Source organism: Gimesia aquarii, from assembly GCF_007748195.1.
Lineage (GTDB): Bacteria > Planctomycetota > Planctomycetia > Planctomycetales > Planctomycetaceae > Gimesia > Gimesia aquarii.
In genome coordinates this window covers 3,579,034-3,601,090 of the sequence record NZ_CP037920.1, presented here as the reverse complement: position 1 = coordinate 3,601,090, position 22,057 = coordinate 3,579,034, and the positions used below count along the sequence as shown (strand labels likewise).

The 22,057-nt window shown below is 42.7% G+C and carries 17 protein-coding genes; 4 read left to right on the top strand and 13 right to left on the bottom strand.

The window, feature by feature from the left end:
* Positions 1–228: 228 nt before the first annotated feature.
* Positions 229–663, bottom strand: a complete 435-nt coding sequence (locus V144x_RS14175; RefSeq protein WP_144985803.1) for a CAP domain-containing protein — start codon at positions 661–663, stop codon at positions 229–231.
* 172 nt (positions 664–835) lie between these two features.
* The gene (locus tag V144x_RS14170; protein WP_144985802.1) at positions 836–2,707 is read right to left on the bottom strand and encodes an ABC transporter ATP-binding protein; all 1,872 of its coding nucleotides are present in this window, start codon (positions 2,705–2,707) and stop codon (positions 836–838) included.
* Between the two features lie 157 nt (positions 2,708–2,864).
* Here V144x_RS14170 and V144x_RS14165 point away from each other — a divergent pair, with 157 nt between their 5' ends.
* Entirely contained in the window at positions 2,865–3,815 is a 951-nt protein-coding gene (locus tag V144x_RS14165) for a glycoside hydrolase family protein (RefSeq protein WP_197998931.1), read from the top strand.
* Between the two features lie 15 nt (positions 3,816–3,830).
* On the top strand, positions 3,831–6,440 hold the full coding sequence (locus V144x_RS14160; protein WP_144985801.1) for a ComEC/Rec2 family competence protein: 2,610 nt from the start codon (positions 3,831–3,833) through the stop codon (positions 6,438–6,440).
* Positions 6,441–6,480: 40 nt separating this feature from the next.
* On the opposite strand, the gene V144x_RS14155 is transcribed toward V144x_RS14160, so the two are convergent.
* The 4 genes from V144x_RS14155 to V144x_RS14140 all read right to left on the bottom strand — a co-directional run bounded on the left by V144x_RS14155 (position 6,481) and on the right by V144x_RS14140 (position 11,103).
* A complete protein-coding gene (locus V144x_RS14155) occupies positions 6,481–7,434 on the bottom strand; it encodes a tetratricopeptide repeat protein (RefSeq protein ID WP_197998930.1) in 954 nt (317 codons plus the stop codon).
* Between the two features lie 108 nt (positions 7,435–7,542).
* Positions 7,543–7,770: a winged helix-turn-helix domain-containing protein gene (locus tag V144x_RS14150; protein ID WP_144985799.1), complete on the bottom strand. Its 228-nt coding sequence runs from the start codon at positions 7,768–7,770 to the stop codon at positions 7,543–7,545.
* A 185-nt stretch (positions 7,771–7,955) separates the two neighbouring features.
* Positions 7,956–8,414 carry a hypothetical protein gene (locus tag V144x_RS14145; RefSeq protein ID WP_144985798.1) on the bottom strand — a complete coding sequence of 153 codons (459 nt, stop codon included), beginning with the start codon at positions 8,412–8,414 and terminating at the stop codon, positions 7,956–7,958.
* A 166-nt stretch (positions 8,415–8,580) separates the two neighbouring features.
* Positions 8,581–11,103 carry an excinuclease ABC subunit UvrA gene (locus tag V144x_RS14140; protein ID WP_144985797.1) on the bottom strand — a complete coding sequence of 841 codons (2,523 nt, stop codon included), beginning with the start codon at positions 11,101–11,103 and terminating at the stop codon, positions 8,581–8,583.
* Between the two features lie 167 nt (positions 11,104–11,270).
* Between V144x_RS14140 and V144x_RS14135 the strand changes: the two genes are divergently transcribed.
* A complete protein-coding gene (locus V144x_RS14135; RefSeq protein WP_144985796.1) occupies positions 11,271–11,903 on the top strand; it encodes a DOMON domain-containing protein in 633 nt (210 codons plus the stop codon).
* 68 nt (positions 11,904–11,971) lie between these two features.
* Here the strand turns inward: V144x_RS14135 and V144x_RS14130 are convergent, their stop codons facing one another.
* Positions 11,972–12,244, bottom strand: coding sequence for a hypothetical protein (locus tag V144x_RS14130; protein WP_232102814.1), 273 nt, complete (start codon positions 12,242–12,244; stop codon positions 11,972–11,974).
* 445 nt (positions 12,245–12,689) lie between these two features.
* On the opposite strand from V144x_RS14130, the gene leuB reads away from it, so the two are divergent.
* Positions 12,690–13,763 (top strand): 3-isopropylmalate dehydrogenase, encoded by a 1,074-nt coding sequence (gene leuB, locus V144x_RS14125; RefSeq protein WP_144985794.1) that lies wholly within the window; start codon positions 12,690–12,692, stop codon positions 13,761–13,763.
* Between the two features lie 100 nt (positions 13,764–13,863).
* On the opposite strand, the gene V144x_RS14120 is transcribed toward leuB, so the two are convergent.
* From V144x_RS14120 to V144x_RS14095, 6 genes are read right to left on the bottom strand one after another with little or no spacing between them, the layout of a single operon-like run.
* Positions 13,864–14,760, bottom strand: a complete 897-nt coding sequence (locus V144x_RS14120) for a hydroxypyruvate isomerase family protein (protein WP_144985793.1) — start codon at positions 14,758–14,760, stop codon at positions 13,864–13,866.
* 40 nt (positions 14,761–14,800) lie between these two features.
* Positions 14,801–16,360, bottom strand: coding sequence for an ABC transporter permease family protein (locus tag V144x_RS14115; RefSeq protein WP_144985792.1), 1,560 nt, complete (start codon positions 16,358–16,360; stop codon positions 14,801–14,803).
* Entirely contained in the window at positions 16,360–17,319 is a 960-nt protein-coding gene (locus V144x_RS14110; RefSeq protein ID WP_144985791.1) for an ABC transporter ATP-binding protein, read from the bottom strand. Before V144x_RS14110 ends, V144x_RS14115 begins: the two co-directional genes overlap by 1 nt.
* On the bottom strand, positions 17,312–19,228 hold the full coding sequence (locus V144x_RS14105; protein ID WP_144985790.1) for a hypothetical protein: 1,917 nt from the start codon (positions 19,226–19,228) through the stop codon (positions 17,312–17,314). Before V144x_RS14105 ends, V144x_RS14110 begins: the two co-directional genes overlap by 8 nt.
* Entirely contained in the window at positions 19,228–21,096 is a 1,869-nt protein-coding gene (locus V144x_RS14100; protein ID WP_144985789.1) for an ABC transporter permease, read from the bottom strand. The genes V144x_RS14105 and V144x_RS14100 overlap by 1 nt, the downstream gene beginning before the upstream one ends.
* On the bottom strand, positions 21,093–22,040 hold the full coding sequence (locus V144x_RS14095) for an ABC transporter ATP-binding protein (protein ID WP_144985788.1): 948 nt from the start codon (positions 22,038–22,040) through the stop codon (positions 21,093–21,095). Before V144x_RS14095 ends, V144x_RS14100 begins: the two co-directional genes overlap by 4 nt.
* Between the last annotated feature and the right edge of the window lie 17 nt (positions 22,041–22,057).

The following is a 22,057-nucleotide window of genomic DNA, read 5'->3' as shown; positions in this document are numbered from 1 at the left end:
CCGTTGCAAAGTCGGAAAAATCACTTAATAGCCAGGATTGAGGTCAACATCCAAATCTGGCCAAACTACATGAGTCAGTAGAGCTAGATTGTGGCAGACTGGGTCAAATAGAACAAGGCTGATTTTGGTTTTAAACGCAAGAAGCATTTAGACTTATCATCAACCAAAATCAGCCTTGTCATTGTTAACTTAGTGGCAAATGCCTTCAGAGCATTTTTTGACTCGCTCTTATTGAAAGACCCCTACCCAATAATATTGGCCATTAATGACCATGTAGCCGAAACCAGCTTGAGTTCCAGTTAGCATAATCGAGTGATGAGCCGGTGAGGCAATCCACCCATTGACAGCAGCTTCTGCTGATGTGGGCCCCTGGAAAATGATTTCCGGCCAAGGTAGATTACTGTGTTGATAGTAACCAGTTTCTGCCATCCAAGTGGCGTGTTCTTGAGCTTTGAGACACATCTTTGTGTTCAGGGTCAATGCAGGCAGCCCATGTCGAGCTCGTTCTTTATTGTGCAGTTTTAAGAGTTTCTGAATTGTAGGGTGTTTGATCAACCAATCATGTTCCCCCTTCTTTTTAGTTTCTTCTGCAGAAACTGGTTGAATAAGCAGTAGACACAACAGACTTGCTAAAACAACTCTCCATGATGATTTTATTGTCATGTTCTTTTTCCTAATCTTTCCATACAGGATGTCAAAATGTCAAACCGACATAAAGCTTGCCGGTCCCGCAGACTACGGGGGAAAGATTAGCAATGGCAATTCTGGTGGTCTACTGTACGGGAGGGAGAAATTGGAAATCTCAAAACATATCTACAAATTTACATATATAAGATCATTCACGCTTCAATGCTCGATTTTTCCTATGTTCAACACGATTCTTGATTTGCATCAGATTATCCGTGGGAACCGAATCAATCAACTTTCTTGTATAGTCTTCATGAGGATTCTGATAAATCATTTCGGAAGGCCCGATTTCGATCAGTTTTCCCGCATTCATGACTGCCATCATATCAGACATAAACTTGACGACACTCAAATCATGGCTGATGAAAATATAAGTCAGGTTGTGTTGTTCCTGTAAATCTTTGAGCAAATTCAGTACTTGTGCCTGTACGGAGACGTCCAGAGCTGAAACAGATTCATCACAAATAATGAATTCTGGTTCGACCGCCAAGGCACGTGCGATTGAGATTCTCTGACGCTGTCCCCCAGAAAATTCATGGGGATAACGATCCAGATAATCAGACTGTAATCCTACTTCCTCCAGCAGTGCAGCAGCTCGATCCCGACGATCCTGTTTTGACTTTCCCAGATTATGAGCGGTCATCGATTCAGTGATAATGGTCGAAATCATCATACGCGGATTCAATGAACTATATGGATCTTGAAAGATAATTTGCACCTTACGGCAAAATGGTTTTCTCCCTGCACGACTCATATGAGCAAGGTCGTTTCCTTCCAATAGAATTTTTCCATCAGTAACGGGGGCGAGGCCCACAATTGCCTTGCCAGCCGTAGTTTTTCCACAACCAGATTCCCCTACAAGCCCCAATGTTTGTCCACGATAAATATTCAAGGAGATTCCATCGACCGCTTTGACATGATCGACGGTTCGTCTCAATATTCCACTTTTTATCGGATAGTAAACCTGTAACTGGTCCAGCCGTAAGATAGGTTCTTCGCCATCGCTGACAAATTGAGTCTCGGGAAGGTCTTTGACTTCATTCCACTCATACTCTATCTTTTCTAATTCTGAGCGGGGATGTAATAATCGTTTACGCCCCAATGAAGTGAGTTTTAAAAACTGACTCTCATCAAACTTCTTTTCACGGATTGTGTAATCTCCCGCATCAGATTCTTCAATATCCATGAAATCAGAAACGGTCGGAAGTCGCTTGTATGTTGTATCTAATGCAGGCCGACAAGCCAGCAAACCCTTTGTATAAGGATGTTCGGGTTTTTCAAAAATGTCGACAACGGGTTTGTACTCAACTAATTTACCACGGAACATCACGGCGACATCATCGGCAATTTCAGCAATCACCCCCAAATCGTGGGTGATAAATAAAACAGACATGCCACGCTCGTCGCGTAATTTTCGAATCAGATTGAGAATTTGTGCCTGGATTGTGACATCAAGCGCTGTGGTCGGTTCATCGGCAATCAAAAGTTCCGGATTACAGCTTAAGGCCATCGCGATCATCACACGCTGCTTCTGGCCTCCTGACATTTCATGAGGAAAACTTGAAAACCTGCGTTCGGGGTCTAAGATCCCCACCTCATGGAAAAGGGCAATCGTTCTCTGTTTTGCTTCCACGGAACTAACCTGCTGATGTAGCATAATGGCTTCCATCACTTGCTTTCCCACACGAAAAACAGGATTCAGAGAAGTGCCTGGCTCCTGGAATATCATGCTGATTTCGCTGCCACGAATCCCGCGCATTTCTGGATCAGACAACTTGACAAGGTCTTTCCCCAGGAAAGAGATTGATCCAGCATCAATTTCTGCCGCGGCTTCGGGAAGCAGTTTCATAATGGAAAGAGAAGTGACTGATTTTCCTGAACCAGATTCACCAACTAAACCCAGGGTTTTTCCTTTTTCAATTTTGATCGTCAAATCTTCCACAGCCTTCACAACGCCACGGCTCGTGTGAAAGTAAGTTTTCAATCCCTGAATATCAAGTAATGCAGTTGTATCTGACATGGAATTACCTTTTGAATTTTATTTCTAATAGCCATAGTCTAAGGCGTATTGAAATTTCATTTGTTGTTCTTTGTATTTTTCAAAGTGACTTGCGTATAATAGCGAATCTCCTGCAAGATGGGAGAGGAAACTCTAGAAACCTGATGATTGGGAAAAAATGGCTAAGATTGTTCTGAAAGCATGTCCTGAGTTATTTCATCATTGTTTGTTACTACTCTCAATTATTTTGAGTGTAAGTAATACTGCTTCGGCTGAAGATATTGTTTTTCCTAAAGTGCTCACCCATTTTGTTCCCTATCAAAACAATCCGATCTTCGAAGCAGAAGGCCCCGGACATTGGGACGTAAAAATACGTGAACGTGGTTGGATCCTCAAAGAGGGAAACTTCTATCATATGTGGTTCACAGGCTATGATGGCACCAGAGCAGGCTTGAAAATGCTAGGTTATGCCTATTCCTGTGACGGAATACACTGGACACGTTCTCCCTGCAATCCAATATACAAAGACCATTGGGTGGAAGATATGATGGTCATCAAACAGGGAAACATTTATCACATGTTTGCAGAAGGCAAGCATGATATTGCACAGCACCTCACCTCCACTGATGCGATCAACTGGAAACGAGTAAGACCATTGGATGTCCGACTCGCAAACGGCTCCCCGATTCCAAAAGGTCCTTATGGAACCCCCACAGTCTGGTATGAAGACGGACATTGGTACCTCTTTTACGAAAGACGAGATGCGGGAATCTGGCTCGCTCGCTCAACCGATTTAAAAGTCTGGACGAATCTCAATGAAGATCGTCCGGTGCTGATCCCGGGCCCCAATGCCTATGATCAGAAGATGATTGCCACAAATCAGATTCTGAAGTATCAGGGAGTTTATTATATGATTTACCATGGAACCGCTGCCGCTCAAAAGCCTTCCTTGTGGACCACAAATATTGCGGCATCAAAAGATCTCATACACTGGGTCAAGTATTCGGGAAACCCGCTAACCCCCTCTTCAGCGAATCAATCAAGTGGGCTTCTGATTCCAGATGGTAAACGTTTTCGGCTTTATACCATGCATAATCAAGTTGATTTGCATTTACCTCAGGAACACTAAGTCGAGAGTGGGGTCATGGTGTCCATTCCAAAACGCGAACCCTCTGCCCTCGCTTCTGATCCTGAACTAAATGTGGACTTTGCTCCGAAAGATTCAAATCGCTCCCCTGCATTAAGCGTATTTGTTAGTTTTTCGCTGGGAATTCTGTTGGATTTCTATTTTCATCCAGACTTATTTGACTGGATGATTCTTGGTGGTCTAACCACGATTTCCTGGATTATCAGCTACCGAATTCAGAGAAATTCTCTTTCTACAGTAATTCTTTTGCTCCTGGTCGTCTGCCTGGGAGGAATGCGGCATCATAAATTCTGGTTTTGTCATCCTCCTCATCATATCACACGCGTACTGAAGAACGACAATCAACAAGATCCAAATGCAAAGATCGTTCGAGTGATGGGAACAGTTTGTACAAAGCCACAAACCGAGATTCCGGCAGATGAAGAACAGTTTGATCCAGATCAGCCTACCCAACGAACCAATTTGATTCTCGATTGCAGAGAACTCATCTCCGATGCAGCAAAGATTCCCGTAACTGGAAAAGTTTATGTCACAATTTCTGATCCGGTTCATCAAATGAAACGGGACCAACTTCCCCTACTTTCTGTTGGTGATCTCATTGAAGTGTGTGGCGAATTAAAACAGTTTTCCAGTCAGCAGAACCCACATGATTTCGACATTCAGACTTATTTTCGTCAACAGCAAATTGGTGCTGTGTTACGAGTCAAGTCGTCACACGCTGCCAATATTGTTTCGAAACGAGATGCGATTTCGTGGTTCTCTCTACGTCATTATTTTCATAACAGATTTGCACAACAAATCAAAAAGCATACCAGCGAACAAACTCAAGCGATTGGACTCGCCCTTTTACTGGGAGATCGATCCGAACTCTCTTCAGCAACGCGAAAGAAATTCAGCCAAACAGGTTTGATTCACTTTTTAGCGATCTCAGGTCTACACATTGGTTTTTTTGCACTCTTTGTATGGGGGATTTGTCATGTTCTGAATTTACCGAGATCGATTTCTGTCAGCTTACTCATTTGCGCGATTCTGTTTTATCTTTCGATAATTGAAATTCGTCCGCCGATTCTGAGAGCTGCTTCATTTTGTGTCCTTGTTACTTTAGGACTTATAAACTGGAGAGCAATCACAACCTTAAATCTTGTCTGTCTTTCCGCACTCATTATTTTAGTCATCAACCCAACAGATTTATTTGATGTCGGCGCACAACTATCGTTCCTCGCGGTTTCTGCGATCCTCTGGACGGTTCAGCAGGAATTTTATCAAAACCCGTTTCAACAGTCTTGGGTTCCCTTGCGATGGCGATTTTTGGCCAGTAACCCCTCACTACAATCACCTCTGCAATGGTTTTCAATTCGATATTTCCGTTTACTGTATAGTATTTTTCTCGTGACCGCTTTTATTTGGATCGTCACAGCCCCTTTAGTGCTCTATCACTTTAAGCTGATTGCACCCATTGGGCTATTAATCAATACTCTGATCTTCCCTTTTTTGTTCCTCATTTTACTATTGGGCTACTTACTCATATTTGTGGGTTCACTCATTCCCTTTTCAGGCAATCTGTTTGGAGCCTGCTTTGACTATAGTGTGCAACTATTACTTTGGATTGTTGAGTGTGCTTCTTCAATTCCTTTTTCCCACTTAGAGTTACCGGCCCCCCCTCTATGGTGGCTGATAGTCTATTATTCACTGTTCGTGTTCATCATTCTGCCTATTCAAGTCAATTTGAAACTCGGTTGGAACTATTTATTCCATAAGCTTCGCGTGTCAATCATTCCTATCTGGATCATCGTTGGCTTACTTGTTTCTCTGTGTGTACCAGAATCAACTTCGTTTCGCTGTACTTTCATTGCTGTAAACCATGGAATTTCAATCCTGCTCGAACTACCAGATGGTAAGACGATACTCTACGATGCCGGCTCGATGTCCCCTGTTGAGCAGACGTATTCCAAAATCAAAAACACACTACTGGATCATCGAATTAGAAGGATCGATTTGCTCTTAATTTCACATGCTGATCGTGATCATTTTAATGCAGCCACAAAATTAATCTCGAATCAATACATCAGAGAACTAGCATTCCCGCAGGCATTTCTAAGCCAAAACCAAAAGGGTCCTCTTATCCTGTGTGATACGGCAATTCAGCATGATGTGCCTGTCAAGATTATTGGAAAAGGCGATCAGATTGCATTTGATTCTGGGGTTAAGCTTGAAGTGCTACATCCCCGCTTCTCAGAAATATATGAAGATGATAATCCAGCAAGCCTTACAATCCTGATTACCTTCAAGGGACGTCAAATTCTGTTGACGGGAGATTTAGAAGGAGAAGGCTTGAACCAGTTACTGTCTGAACCAATCACGGCCCCTCTCGATGTCCTGCTTTCCCCACATCATGGCAGCCTTTCAGCCAATACGACGGAATTAGCTCGCTGGGCAAATCCGAGATACCTGATAATCAGTGGTGGTAAAAAGCAGACTGCGACTCACTTGGAAAAAGTTTATGCGTCGAATACGAACATCTTTTCCACTACATCTGAAGGTGCAATTACCTGCCTGATTAATGACGCAGGAAAGCTTAAGATAACACCTTTTCGCTCAAGAGAATAATGAAACGAAATAGAGATACAGATTGAATAAGCATCTTTCATTAATCCACGTCAATGGCATTCACCATCTCTTCATGGGCACGCAGTTCAAGCATCTTGTGCTTAAGTAGTTTTCGGATGTTATGTAATGAATTTACATTTTTTTGAAACTGATCATTAGCCTCTTCCAGCTCTGAGTAGTGTTTTTCTCCCTGTGAAATACACCGATTTAAATTAAGCAAACTGGGAGTAAAACCTTTTTTAAAATCGTCGACGATAGCATGAGCTGCATCTTGTATTTCATTGCATAGATCGTGAATTTCCTTCCGATCTTTTTCTCGTTCTTCTGGAGAAAGAATTTTTGATGCCGAGGAGATATTCTTTTTTCTCAACGCTGATTCATCGACCAGCCTTCCGAAAGGATTGATTTTCTGCTTTTCTTTTTCTGTTTCTGTATTCAGATTTTTCAGTGCATTGGCAGCTTTTTTAAACTGGGGCGAAATTTCAAGAGTTCTCGTAAAACTTAAATGTGCCTGGGTATGATTTTTCATTTCCAGATAAACATTCCCCAGATTGAAATGTGCATCAACCATTTCAGGATCGAACACAATCGCCTGCTTGTAGGCAGTGACTGCCATGCTTAGCTGATTTAATCCTTTGTGCGCAATCCCCATATTATAAAAGGCATCTGCAGATTTTTTATCTTTCTGGACTGCTTTACGCAGCACACTCAACGCCTGCTTATATTCCCCCATGCGATTGTAAATTGCACCCATGTTAATATAAGGTGAAGCTTCAGCAGGTGAGAGTCGCGTTAGTTCTTCAAAATGTTTAATCGCATCTTCATACCGCTTTAACTGAAAATAAGCGGCTGCAATGCCTGAATGTGCTTTTTTTTCAGCTGGTTTGAGGCTGATGATTCTCTGATACGCATCAATTGCATCGCCGATTTGCTGTTTTTTTAAATGCTGACGTGCTTGCTGAAACAGTTCTGTGACATTGGAGTCGGTGACCACCGAATTTCTCCCTTCAGGGCAATTCACAGGCAAGTTAACCCGACTCTTTATTAGCAGAGAGGTGCCCGGCTCTCTGAAATGAAAGATCGGCTTTGACTTAAACTAATTTTATTCATTCACGAGCGATATGAGCTTACTCCGCGTGCCTTTATGGAATTCAATTTTTCCTTCTCTGCCAAGCCAGCCGACAGCTTGCATAACAAGATCACGCGGTGCATCGATTTCGCGAGATAATTTACTTAATGTGACAGGTTCGTGTTCACTTAAATATTCCCAGACAACTCCTGCCACAACACCAATGCTTTCGACTTCATGGGATTCAATTTCCACAGACATTAGATGGCTCCTGAACTATAAACCCACAGATTCCAGAAATAGAAAGTGTTTTTATTCCAACCCTAGCGAAATCCAATATTTAACTTAACATGAGTGCGGTGTATGATGCTCCCCATTATAGAACTGAATAACTTTGGGAAGCAATCATGGAATCCGAAAGTTTTAACTTACAGAGAAGAATTTACTTATACAATTTTTAAATAATCATCAAAATCACTGTCAAAACAGTCCAGACTTTCTGAGATTGCTTCGAGATCCTTTAAGGATCTCTGTAAGTCCTGGTCTGTTCCTTGATATAAAACAAACGCAGTAAATAACTCGGCTTCAAATGTACGTAGAAATGCACTGTTAATTAATTCAGAACATACAAATTCAATGTCACGCCCCAGACAGTCTTTGCCAGCTAACTTGACTTTTTTTTTGTAAATATCCAGTTCATCGTATTCGTCCTGGAAGACTTCCAACGCACGATCAAGTAGTTCTTCCGCCGAGATTTCTGCAAGAAATAATGAAATCATCCAGAAGGAGGAATCACCACCACTCACACTCACCTGGATTTCTCCGTTGGTTTCATTCACCTCTTTTGAAAGTTCCCAATCATCAGGATATTCGAAAGAGATTCCATATTCTTGAAATAGATTCATTGGTCACTCTGGTAGGATTACATTATTTTCAAACAGAATAATAAAGGATTGATTTCATTTTTGAAATTCTAACTTTTTCAAATTGATTCATTAGCAATCATATGTATTGTAGAATCAGAAATCGACGTTCATGCGTGACTAGAATACCTTAACCGATTGCTAAAATCTACAAAGCACGATTTAGCATCTGGCCTGTTGGTCCTGCTTGTCGCAAGGCAATCTCCTCAGGAGTCCCTTCATCAATAATATGCCCGCCAGCTTCTCCTCCTTCAGGGCCGAGATCAACAATCCAATCTGCTGCGAGCATGACCTGTGGATGATGCTCAATCATCAAAACGGAATGATTTTGTTGGAGCAATCGTCGCAATAGTTTCAATAATCGGTCAATATCTGCTGCATGGAGCCCTCTCGTTGGTTCATCCAGAACAAAAAGTGTATTCCCGGTGCTACCTATGGCTAATTCAGTTGCCAGTTTCAGCCTTTGGGCTTCTCCTCCTGAGAGCATCGTCGAAGGCTGTCCTAATGCGAGGTAACCCAAACCAGTTTCTTTGAGAATTCGCAAGACTTTGCTGACTTTGGGAATTTGCTCAAAAAAAGTGGTCGCTTCATCAATCGACATTTCCAATAGATCACTGACAGATTTTCCTCGGTACTTTACAGATAATGTCTGTCGATTAAATCGCTTCGTTTTACATTCGCGACAGGGTAAATAAATGTCGGGAAGGAATTGTAAATCGATGCGACGAAAACCTTGCCCCTGACACGTGGCACAACGCCCTTCTTTCGCATTAAAACTAAAGCGTCTGGCAGTATAGCCACGTATGCGAGCTATTTTTGTTTTTGCAAATAGTTTACGTATTTCGTCCCAGACGCCACAAAAAGTGGCGGGACTTGATCGGCCGCTTCTTCCAATAGGAGATTGATCAATTTTTCTGACATGCTGGAGTTGATCCGCTCCTTCCAACGACTGATACTCCAAAGAATGATCGTGGCTTCCCTTTATTGCATTTTGTAAAGCGGGAACTAAAGTGTCCATTACAAGTGAGCTTTTCCCACAACCGCTGACCCCGGTAACACAAACCAGTTTCTGTAATGGAACTTTAAAAATGACATCTTTTAAATTATGAAATCGGGCACCAGTCAGAACGATCTCCTCATGAATGTCATCTTTATCTGGCATATTTGAACGATTGAACTGAAATTTGGTATTCAAAGCGCGTGCTGTAAAGGATTTTGTGTTTTGAATAACCTGCTGATAAGTGCCGCTGGCAACGACTTCCCCTCCCTGCTCTCCTGCCTGTGGACCAAGATCAAGCAGAAAATCACATGCGCGGACGACATCTAAATCGTGCTCGACAACCACAACCGTATTTCTGGATTGTTTCAGTCTGTTCAGAATCTGGAGCAGCTTTTCTGTTTCACTGGCATGCAAACCAACGGTCGGCTCATCGAGAATATAACAGGCCCCCGTCGAACCAGAACCTAGACAAGCTGCTAATCGGGCTCGTTGATGTTCGCCCCCCGATAAAGTGCGAGTAGAACGACCTAATCCGATATATCCCAGGCCAATTTCGTAAAGGTACTCTAATCGATTCTTAATCGCTGGCATAATTTGGTTGGCAATTTCCTGGTCTTTCGTAGAAGATGACTTTAATTCATTGTTTTTCCAAGTCGCAATCCATGCTAAAACTCCGGGAGCGGTCTGACTCATGATTTGATCAATTGAGCTCCCGCTTAGTTTCACTGAACGACTATAGTTATTGATTCGGGCTCCCTGACATTCGGGACAGGTTTGTTCCTTATCTGAGTCGTCTTCAATTACTCCCAGTCCCTGACAGAATTGGCATGCGCCATAAGGGCTATTAAAACTAAAGCTTCTCGGTTCGGGATCGGGAAAACTGAGGCTACATCTTCCACAAGCGAGTCTTGTACTCAAAAAACGGTCTGACCACCCACTTTCCATTTCCTGACTGACAATGCAGGTCCCATTACCATGTTTTAAAGCGAGATCAACAGACTCTTTAAGGCGCGCATTAATTCCTTCCTTGACAATGATCCGGTCAATAATGATTTCAATGTCATGGTAATCATTTTCCTGGAGGTCTGGTGGTTGGGCCACATCAATGACAACACCATCGACTCTGGCGCGAACGAATCCTTCTTTTGCAATTTTATTTAAAAGCGCGGTATGGTCTCCTTTTTTCGCATTAATCAGCGGAGAAAGAATCATCACTTTCTGTCGTTGTTCTAACTTGAGGATCAAATCGACAATCTGTTCTGCAGACTGCTGGTGAAGTGGCTGTTCACACTGACTGCAATAGACGGTTCCCAGTTGCGCGTAGAGCAAACGAAAATAATCATACAGTTCGGTCATCGTCGCCAGAGTGCTTCGGCGGGATTGCGATCGTTGCACTTGATCAATACTAATGGTAGGCGGCAATCCACTAATTTGATCAACATCAGCTGGTTGCATCTGGCTTAACAACTGGCGTGTACCAGGAGACATATTTTCGATAAAACGCCGTTGACCTTCGCTATGAATCGTATCAAATACCAGGCTACTTTTCCCACTTCCACTCACCCCAGTAACGACAGTCAATTGATTATGGGGTAGATCCACATTGATATTTTTGAGGTTATGGCAGCGTGCGCCCCGAATTCGGATGTAATTCTCATTTTGCTTCGACATAGGGCACTTTCGCGCACTTCATGGTTTTGCAGTATGTATTTGATTTGAAAAAATGTGTTTACCAGGATTATGTAAGCCGCTCGATGGTATCAAAGATTATCAATTGATATGATTCTGGAATAGTCTAATTTTTAAAAGTTCTTTTTCGACCCACTCGATAGTTGAAGATGTCTATTATTCCTCATTCATTTTTGTTTCGTCACTCCATCGCTTTACCCGAGCTGACAGAGATTCCTCACAAACGAGGCAGATTACTAAACCTGCCGGAATCCGCTTTACTTCCAAATTTGAGTCTTGAGAAAAAGTCGGGGCAATGGGGTAAACTCAAACTTGCCTGGAATAAAGAGGGGCTGGGCATTGGTATAAAAGTCGATCAAAAACAACATCCCACCACAACGACTGAACATTTTCAGATATGGATCGATACTCGAGATACAAAGACAATCCATCGAGCCAATCGTTATTGTCACCTGTTTGAGTTCCATCCTGTCGGGAAAGCTGGCAAACAACAAAAGCCTGTTTGTTCTCAGCTTCCTATTAATCGGGCACAAAGTGATGCCCCCACCTGTGACCTTTCCGAAATCAAGCTCTGGTCGAAAGTTAATTCGGCTGGATATGAATTAGAAGCCTGGCTTCCTGCATCAGTGCTGTATGGATTTGACCCCGCAGCATATCCACAACTTGGCTTTTATTATGCTATTTCTGATTCAGAACTGGGAGAACAATTCATGACTGTTGGTCAGGAATTTCCCTATGGACAAGACCCGAGTTTGTGGACAACAATTCGTTTAGGTGACTAATATTAAAAACAGCAATCAATCCGCTCGGATTCATTGCTGTTTCGATATACGGTTATGAGGTTGTACGTTTAATTTCGTTTGGGTAAAGCCACAGCGTACAACATAGTCACAGCACCGACTGACATCAGGCTGAATGCAGCCCAGTCTGGAGGATTCAACTCTTCTTGTTTGTCTTTATTCAAAGAGGTCATTCCTAAAAAACCGCGAAATTCGGGTTCCCGAACCTGTTGTGGTTCTTGAGTTGTTACTTTATGACTGAGTACCAGTTTGTCAACAAACAGGAATGAAGCGCCTGTAAGCATTACAAATAAGCCGGTAGCAAAAAACGTTGAGCGAAACATGCGATGTCCCTGTCCTGTAACATACATCGATTTCTATTCCGCTTGCCCCTCCTGAGCGCGAGCCCTTTTCCCGAAGTACCTTCCTGACCTTCAGAGCTTTAAATGCGAATCGACGACAAAATTTAAGTTTAGCCCACTACTAACACAGTTTGAACATAGTAAGCTCCACTCTTTTTATCGGAATCATCGTCTGATCTCTTGATTTTGCAGAGCGAATAAAAATAGGCATCTTTTTTTACCGTCCGGTTGTATCGATATTTTGGATCATAGGAAATACTGAACACAACTGAAAAAAGTGTCTTTGTGGCTGCATTAAGTTTGCTTACAATTAGAAATGCAACATGGGGCCGGCTGGAGTTTTAGTATCCTAGTCGTTAAATTGGCCTTTCTGTATTCAAAATGACCTGATTTACCAAGACATGAGAAATGAAGCGAGGAAACGACAGTGGAAGCTCGGATTACATTATTACCCGGTGATGGAATTGGGCCTGAGATCGTAGCGGAAGCCAAACGTGTTCTGGATACAATTGCTGAAAAATACGGCCATCAATTTGAGACGCCCTCCTGTCCAATGGGTGGAAATGCCATTGATGAGTTTGGTGATCCCCTGCCTCCACAGACTTTAGAAACTTGTAAAGCATCACAGGCAATCCTCCTGGGAGCAGTCGGCGGTCCCAAATGGGATGACCCCTCTGCCAAAACCCGTCCTGAAGCCGGGTTACTACAAATTCGAAAAGAGTTAGGCCTTTTCGCAAATTTAAGACCCATTAAACCTTATAGCGAGTTACTCGATGCTTCTCCGCTAAAACGGGAAATCATTGAGGGCACAGACATTCTGTTTTTCCGCGAATTAACCGGGGGAATTTACTTTGGTGAGTCGGGAAGAATGGAGCACCCTGATGGAGAAAAAGCGTTTAGTGTGATGACTTATACTACCTCGGAAATCGCGCGCATTGTGCGACTCGCGGCTGAGTCTGCACGAAACCGTGGTGGTAAATTGACCTCCGTTGATAAAGCGAATGTTCTGGAAGTTTCCCGTCTGTGGCGTCAGGTAGCGGAAGACGTCGTCAAAAACGAGTTCCCCGATATTGAATATGAAGTCGTGCTCGTCGATGCGATGGCAATGCATTTAATCTCCCGACCCTCCGATTTTGATGTCGTGGTTACCGGTAACATGTTTGGGGATATCCTGACTGACGAAGGATCGATGTTGCCAGGTTCTTTAGGACTTCTCCCCTCTGCCTCATTGGGAGAATCCGGCCCCGGTTTGTATGAGCCGATTCATGGTTCAGCGCCTGATATTGCGGGACAAGGCATTGCCAATCCATTAGCCACCATCCTGGCGACTGCCATGTTACTACGTCATTCATTGCAATTAGAAACAGAAGCAAAAGCTGTGGAAAGTGCCGTAGACCGAGTTCTCGCAGCGGGGCACCGAACCGCCGATATCGCCGCAGGCGGAAACCCGATCTCAACGAGTGAAATGGGAAGTTTTGTACTCCAGGAACTTTTAGCCTGAAATGGCTCGAGACAATAAAATTAAAGGTGGGGAAGAAACTGATGTTTCTTTCCCGCCTTTCTTTTGTTAAAGGAAGATGATCGAGCCAGGCTGTTTTCGGTTACACGTCACAAAGTTCAACAGCCTGCTTTAGCCCCTGATAGGGATCTCGTGTTGGGATAAACTCTTGACCGACAAAACCCTGGTATCCAATTTCTTGTAGAGCTTGCATGATCGGAGGATAGTTAATCTCTTGTTTCTGATCTAATTCACCTCTCCCGGGATTTCCAGCGGTGTGAACGTGACCAATATAATCTTTATGTTGCCGTATTCGGCGAATAACGTCGCCATCCATGATTTGGACGTGATAAATATCAAATAACAATTTCATTCGCGGAGAACCAACTTGCTTGATGATATCGATACAATATTCGGTTTTGTCCCCCTGGTAACCAGGATGACCTTTCATGGGATGGCTATCATCACGTGAATTTAACATTTCCAAACAAACATTCACTTTCTTTTTCTCTGCATGCCCAATGATTTTCTTCAAACCGGTAACACAGTTTTTGGCTCCTTCTTCATCATTAATTTTACCATCTCGCATGCCAGTAAATGTGATCACACTCTTGACACCTCCCGCGGCACATTCATCAATTCGCTTCCGCAGAATTTCGATGCATTGATCCCAATGTTCTGGATTATTAAACCCTTTTTTGAACCCATGGCTGGAAGCGATTGCACAAGTCAGACCATGTTTCTTAAGTGTTTTCCAATTTTCAGCCGGAGTTAATTCCACACTCTTCATTCCAAGTTGACTCGCGACCTGAGCTGTTTTTTCAAGATCCCAATATTTTTTGAAGCACCAGTGAACTACAGACTGGTTAATATTTCCTTTCAGAGGTTGCGGTTCTTTATTCTCACCGGCAATTGAATGCTGAGTACCCCATCCCAAAGCAGTGGCAGCAATGACACCTGAATTTTGTAAAAGCTTTCTACGACTGATTTCTGATCTCATAAGAACTTCTCTTCCTCGGAACTAATTTTGACAGTGACATTTATTTAGACGCCAGTAGAACCAACCGTTCTTTAATTAAGAAATGGGAACCAACGATACAAGCGAGTAAACCGAGAGAAAAGAATAAAGACAGTGCTTCAAACACATCCTGCCCTACTCCCCCTCCTATTGAAATTATACTCACCATTATAAAGAAAGTGGTATTCCCGACCCACATTAATACAAAAGCCAGTGGCAAAGCGCCCCATTTTATATATGTTGATAAAAATGCGGTTAAGTGCCAGAAAAAGAACACTTCTACGCACATCATCCAAAATGTTGGTTCTGGCAATATTTCATCGAGTGCTGAAAAGATTTCATCAATGATGAATAAGCTTCCAAACATAAGATAACAACAGGCGGGAATAAGACTGAGCAGACATCCTGACAGTTTGGAATAAGCAATCCGTGCCATTGATTGTGGTAACATTGCCGTCGAAACCAAGGTATTCCACTGAATCTCAACTTGAAAGATGCGCGCTGAAATAAGACTGATTTCAATCAAGATCACAAGAAACATTGACCAAAAGACGGTATACCCAATTAAATCCAAATCCCATTGATTTGAGGAAAATCCAATAAAAATACATAACGCCAATAGAGCGATGCCATAACAGACAAATTTAATTAATGTCATCCCAACGCCGCCATTGAGAAAATAGAAGTCTTTCCACATTAACGCATTGTCCCAGGTGCGGCTGGGAGAAAATGTATGACTTTTCTTTTTTGAAATGACGCCGCGTCCTGGACTCAACCCCACATCAATCAATGCAAATCGGTTAAATAACATACATGAAAAAACAAACAAGATGAATCCAAAAACAATATGCCCCCAGAATGGAATTCCCCAGGGAGAATCACTGAACCCAGTAGCAAGAATCGAGTTGATTTGGCTCAAAACTGAAATTTGATTCCGCCAGTCAAAGACTGTTTCTATGGAGTTCGCGAGCAGTGCTCCCTTCGTGATCCAGTTTTCAGACTGAATCACATTGAAAACCCACTCTAAAAATGGAAAACCTAAGAAAAAGAAAGCCAAAGCAATCACAACCAGAGTCGATGCAGAACGCGATCGAGCACACACAACAGAACAGAGAAGACCCAGATTAGCGAGACAAAACAAAAAGGCGGCTAGTGCGGAGTAGGCAGCAATGACTTGCGCTAAAGTCACACCGCCTAATGTAATTGAGAGCAATGTGAACGGGAATTGAACTGAGAGCAACAATAAAGCGGTCACCAACCGTGGCATCGACTTTCCCAACATAAGCGAGATCGGATTCACTCCCGCCATCAAAAGCAAGCCCATCGTCTGTTCTTCTTTTTCTTCCGTAATCGCAGTCGCAAAAATACTGATCCCTGCCATTAAAATAACAACAAAATTGAGATAAATAATTTGCGAAAATAAAACCAGACCGCTGGCGCCTATCGCCCGACTCGTTACATGAGCTGACATGAGAAAAAAAAGAATCATGACCGCAAAGAGAAATCGAAACAGATGCGTTCGCATCAAACGGAAGTCGACATTTAATGCGCGGTTGAACAATGCAAACGTTCCTTGAAACATTAACGAACTCCCTGCTCTGTTAAATCTAAAAATGCCTGATTCAAATGCTTTTTGTCTCTTTGGAAGCTTTCAATTTCCCCTTGTAATTCAATAATTTTTGATAATAGATTGCCTGTCGTGGTGAGGCTCGCGTCAAACGAAATTCGCAGCTCACGAGGTCGGTCTGTTTTTTCTACTTCCATCACACCTGGCTCGTTTCCTAAAGATTCGACTAAGCCTTCTACTTCAGATTCCAATGTCAGCTTATAGCAGGGATGCTCCTGCTCATGTGTTAGTAACCCATCCATCGTACCACTATATTTCACTTTTCCACGATCAATAATAGTGACACTATCACACAGTTCGGCCAACTCACTCAAGATATGAGAACTGATAAAAATCGTTTTTCCCATCCGTTTCAGTTCCTGTAAGATTTCCATCAGTTCAATACGCGCACGAGGATCGAGACCCGAGGCTGGCTCATCCAGCAACAATAAATCGGGGTCATTCACTAAGACACGCGCTAAGCTAACACGTTGCTGCATTCCCCGTGATAATCCGCTGATCAGCGAATCTTTCCGTCCATCCATGTCCGTTAACGTCAATACATCATTAATGACCTGATCGCGCTGCTCCAGACTCAATCCATACGCCGCCCCAAAAAAGTCCAGATATTCAAATACTGTCATTTGGCGATATGTACTAAAGTGGTCAGGCATAAAACCAATGCGTTTACGAATTTCTTTTACAGATGCAACCACATCATTTCCAAACACTTCCACCTTGCCAGCCTGAGGGCGTAATAAAGTACAGATAATTTTCAGCGTAGTCGTTTTTCCTGCACCGTTAGGCCCTACAAATCCATGTAAAGACTGGGGTTCGACTTGAAAGCTCACTCCTTGCAAAGCGCGATGACCTTTAAAGGAATGTGATATATTTTTAATATCAATCACAGGTTGACTAAAAATCGGCTCAGTCATTTTTGCTGTTATCCTTTTTCTCAAGGAGCGCTAACTGGTTTGTAAACAATACGCGCCCTTGTTGTGATCCTTGTACGTTCGTCTTCAGTTTAAATTCATCCGGAAGATCGCAATAAATAAATAATTGTAAATGGGATAAGTCACCCTGGTATTGATTGAGTTGGCTGGGTTTCTCAATGTTTAGATTTTTCAATACAAGTCTTTCATACAAGCTGTCATAGATCTTTGAAGGATCTTTCTCTTCCTCCCCATAACCAAATTGACGACCATAAAGTTCATCAGAATCTAACTTTGAATTCCAGGCGGAAAGAGGAGTACGTTGATTGCCAAGTACCAGGAACAGGCTGCCTGCTTCTGGACTCTGTTTCAGATCATACAATGCACGACCATACAATGCTTGAATTCGTTTTATATTTTCTGGTAACGCAGAATTCACCCGAATTTTGATAATCTCAAGATTTGAATTTGTTCCAATCTTCTGGTCGATCAGTTCGAAATCTTGTAACTTATATTTTGATTTTATGCGATACATAAATCGTCGATCAGAAAATGGCGGAATATCTGCAATAAATTTTCCTTCCGCCCCATTAATAATCCCTCCTTTTATTTTTTCCGTTTCTTGAGCGGTTGAATAGATGGGGCCATCACCGGTGAGTGAAAACTGATATTCAGCACCATCTGTTACAAACGAATTGACCCACCCCGTCAAGTCATATTGACCATCTTGCAAAGGCTGAGCGATGATTAAACTGTTCATCGTTGTCGTTTCACCGTAACCACGTTTCCCAATCGTCCAAAAGATCGTGCTAAACAGTGCTACTGAGATGAGTAGAAACAGCAAAGAACTTCGATATCCTTTTTGTCTCTTATTGTAGAGATAACACCCAGGATAAATCATGAATATGTACAATATCGTCATTACGTAAATCAATTCCCAGTTGTGTTCAGGACGGGAGATATCAGAGAGCTTCTGAAGAAATCCTGCGTTGGTGTCGCCATACCGATAGTCATCATTCGTCTGATTATTTGTGTTCGGTTTTTTCTTTCTTTTCTGTAATGATTCGGGAATATCAAGGCTCGATAATTGAGTCGCATGGACTTTTTGAATTTCTAATTTGAGTTTTTCTTTATCAATCTGTTTCAGATTACCTTGATGACGAATGACAAGCCCTGAACCAACTCGGAAATGTTCAAACGGAGCATTCAACTCATTCATCGTATCTGAAAATACCAGATTATCTCCCGAAGAATCCGGGAGCAAATGGAGAACGCCTCCCTGATAGAGCCAATCCATAAATGCCCCTCTCCGCGCAGCTTCCCAGCGTTTGGGAACATGATCCAAAATCACTTCATCCAAAGAATCTGTCGCAGTGACAAACGGAGGAAAGAGTTCTTCTGGAAATTGCTTGAAATGCCTTCCACTTCTTGAGAGTGCATCCATACCAGTTAAGATAATACGTGAAGAGTCACGGCCTCCACTCTCATCCATAGCTGAGGCGTTACTTCTACTGGATACTTTTCGGCTGTAAATAAAACGTGGCCCCCAGTTCAGAGACCAGTTATTCTGACCCTGGTCGATAATATAGGGATAAAACTGAACCCATTTTGAACTGAAGGGCGCCAGGTAGACTGCACGAAATAGTGGTGCGCCAACTTTAGACCCATTGTATTGTTGCCGATTTAATTGCATCAACTCATCAAATACTTCGGGAGTATTATTGCTTAATAGCAACGAAAGCGGAATGCACTTCCCTTGTGTTGACTGGTTATTAAACCCCCATATCACTTCTTCGATTTCAAGTGCATAAGTCAATGATGGGAAGCATAGTAATAAACCAAGGCATCCAACGCTGAGTAATTGGCGTTTGATTAGTCGATTCAGATTTTTTATGAGTAGATGGGAAATCATTATTCTGAACTAAAAATAGGTTGATCACTGACTGGAATTTTCGCGGAACGATCAATATGGTAATCCTGGTCACTCAAGCGGCCTAAATTCTCATCGATGTGATTCAGACATTGAGATCGAAAAAGCATTAAGCAGCCAGCATAAATGATGGTGTTCACAAGTAGTGGAATCCAGGGAGTTCCAAACTCATGAAATTCGGCGATTTCATTGATCACCACAAATGAAGCCGGGCTGAGAAATATACCATAGATGATCGAATCTTCGTCAAATGAGGGATTCAGCATAAAAATAGGAAACGCTAAAATAAATGGTAATATGCACCAGACGATGATCAAGCCTAATGCAGTCAAAATGGCTTTCGTTTGTGATTTCACCTTCATCCCGATCCAGCAGAAGAACCAAATCAGCATCGGCAAATAGATACTCAGTGTGATCAAGGATCCAACGAGATAGGCAAACCATTGAGTGGCATATCGATTTCGATATCCCGAGGTAATATAGGTATACTCCCATTTCCACCAGGCCTCAAAGAGCACAATCGTTAACAGAGGAATCAATAGCACCAGGCACAATCGTTTTACACCCGCAATTTTCTGACGCATTAACTCTTTTCCCGAAATGGGCACCGTCAAGAGCACATCCAGTGTCTCATGTGAGCGTTCCCCGGAAATCAGACTCGTTGCTGATACCGCCAACAGCAAGACAGTCAAGCCCCATAGTAACCACAATAGAATGACTGCCCCATCAACCACGGGGTTTGGGCTACCAGTCGCAATAATAATACAGATGAAAAGTATCGGAACTTCAAGTGCGACGAGAATTCGAAACAGATAACGAAATGTACCCAGCGACTTCTTCGATGTTTCACGCCAGGCAATCGGGGCATATTCCGGTAATTTTATCTGTTCTTTTACAAGTATGATTCCGCGCGTGATGCGATTGTGATTAATTTTATTATACACTCGATCCAACGATTTGAACGCATTCAATAAATAATTTCGCGCGGGAAGAAAAGCGCGGCGGATCAGAAAATAATGTGCAAAAATCAGAAACATAAAAGTGCTGATGATGATGGGAATACTTAATATGAATGTGCCGACTACAGAAGCAATCCCTCCGGTCCTGGAAAAACGATCAAACCAATAAGGTGCAAACATAATCGCACAAAGCTCTTCACCACCTCGACGAATATAATCGGATAATAATGGAGTGTTTTGGAGTGAGCGAGTGAACGATCGTATTACGTCACCCAGATAGAACAAATTGAGCTCGTATATGATAATCAGGCCAAACAGCATGATAAAACCAAGAATGTAAGTCGCAATAAAGGCAGATACCGTTGTGCGACAAAAACTGGAACACATGACTCCGAGTGCGGCCACTTGAAGCATGGTGATCAATAAGAGCCAGAGTGCGTTGATAAACATGGCCAGCGAAACGCCACCCAGTGAATAGGCAAATGCTAAAATCGGAAGCCCTAACATGAGAAACGTAACCATCGTGATTAAACGCCCCAGATATTTTTCCAGAATGATTGTGGAGGGGCTTAACCGGGTGATTAATAACAATCCCAGACTATTGCGTTCTTTTTCCTGAGTGATCACGCTACAAGTGATCGCGGGTAGAAAAAGGTAGATTGCCGTAAATTGCAAATAAATCATGGCTTCAAATATTTCGCGCCCTCGACCGAGAATGGCCATGGGATTATTTTGGAGACCGGAAATTGACTCGAGATAAATAAAACCGACAAATCCCAGAAATAAGAGCGCATAGATCGTCCTGACGATATAGGTTCGCCGACGATTCGCCATTTCGACTAATTCTTTAGACAACAGTGGAAGGCTGACCTGGAATTTCCTCAATTTCATGCGGTCTTCCCTTCCGTCAGCTTCATGAATACCGTCTCCATATCCATGGCTTCCGCCTGAAACATGCGAATTTTAGCACCAGTCTCAGCGATCTTGGCATGCAGTTCCTCAACCGCCAATTGATCTTCTTGTAACTGAATCGCCAGACGATCTGCTTGCGCACTGACAGATTTCACACCATCGATCTCTTCAATGGTTTGGCAAATACCATTCATCTCACCCACAATCTGCACATGAATGATACGGCTCAATTCCAAACGTTTATATATATGATCTAAAGACCCTTGCGTCACAAATTGACCGGCTTCGATAATCCCGATACTGGTACAAAGCTGCGATAATTCATGGAGAATATGGCTCGAAATGATAATGGTCTTCCCCATCTCTTTTAACGCGACCAGTAGTTCCCGAACTTCAATACGGGCACGGGGATCCAGTCCACTGGCTGGTTCATCGAGCAACAATAAATCAGGATCGTGAAGCAAGACTCGTGCAAGTGCTAAGCGCTGTTTCATTCCACGTGACAAGGAATCAACGGGTGCGTCGATTTTTTCTGTTAAATCTGTCAATTCCAGCACATCGTTGACGATCGCTTTTCTTCTGCTGCGAGCGATACGATACGCGGCTGCAAAAAAATGAAGATATTCCCTGGCAGTCAAATCTTCATAAACGCCGAAAAAATCAGGCATATAGCCGATCATCTCTCGAATTAAATGTGGTGCTTTTCCAACAGAAATTCCATTTATTTTGACTGACTGACATTCATAATCACGTTGTAATGTGGCGAGGACTTTGATTGTCGATGACTTGCCGGCACCGTTAGGACCAATAAAACCAAAGACTTCTCCTTTCGGAATGGAAAAAGAGATACCTTTCACGGCTTCATACGTTCCGTAACGGACCCACAAATCTTTCACTTCCACCATGGGAGGTTGTATGCTCATTGGGATGTAAATTCTTC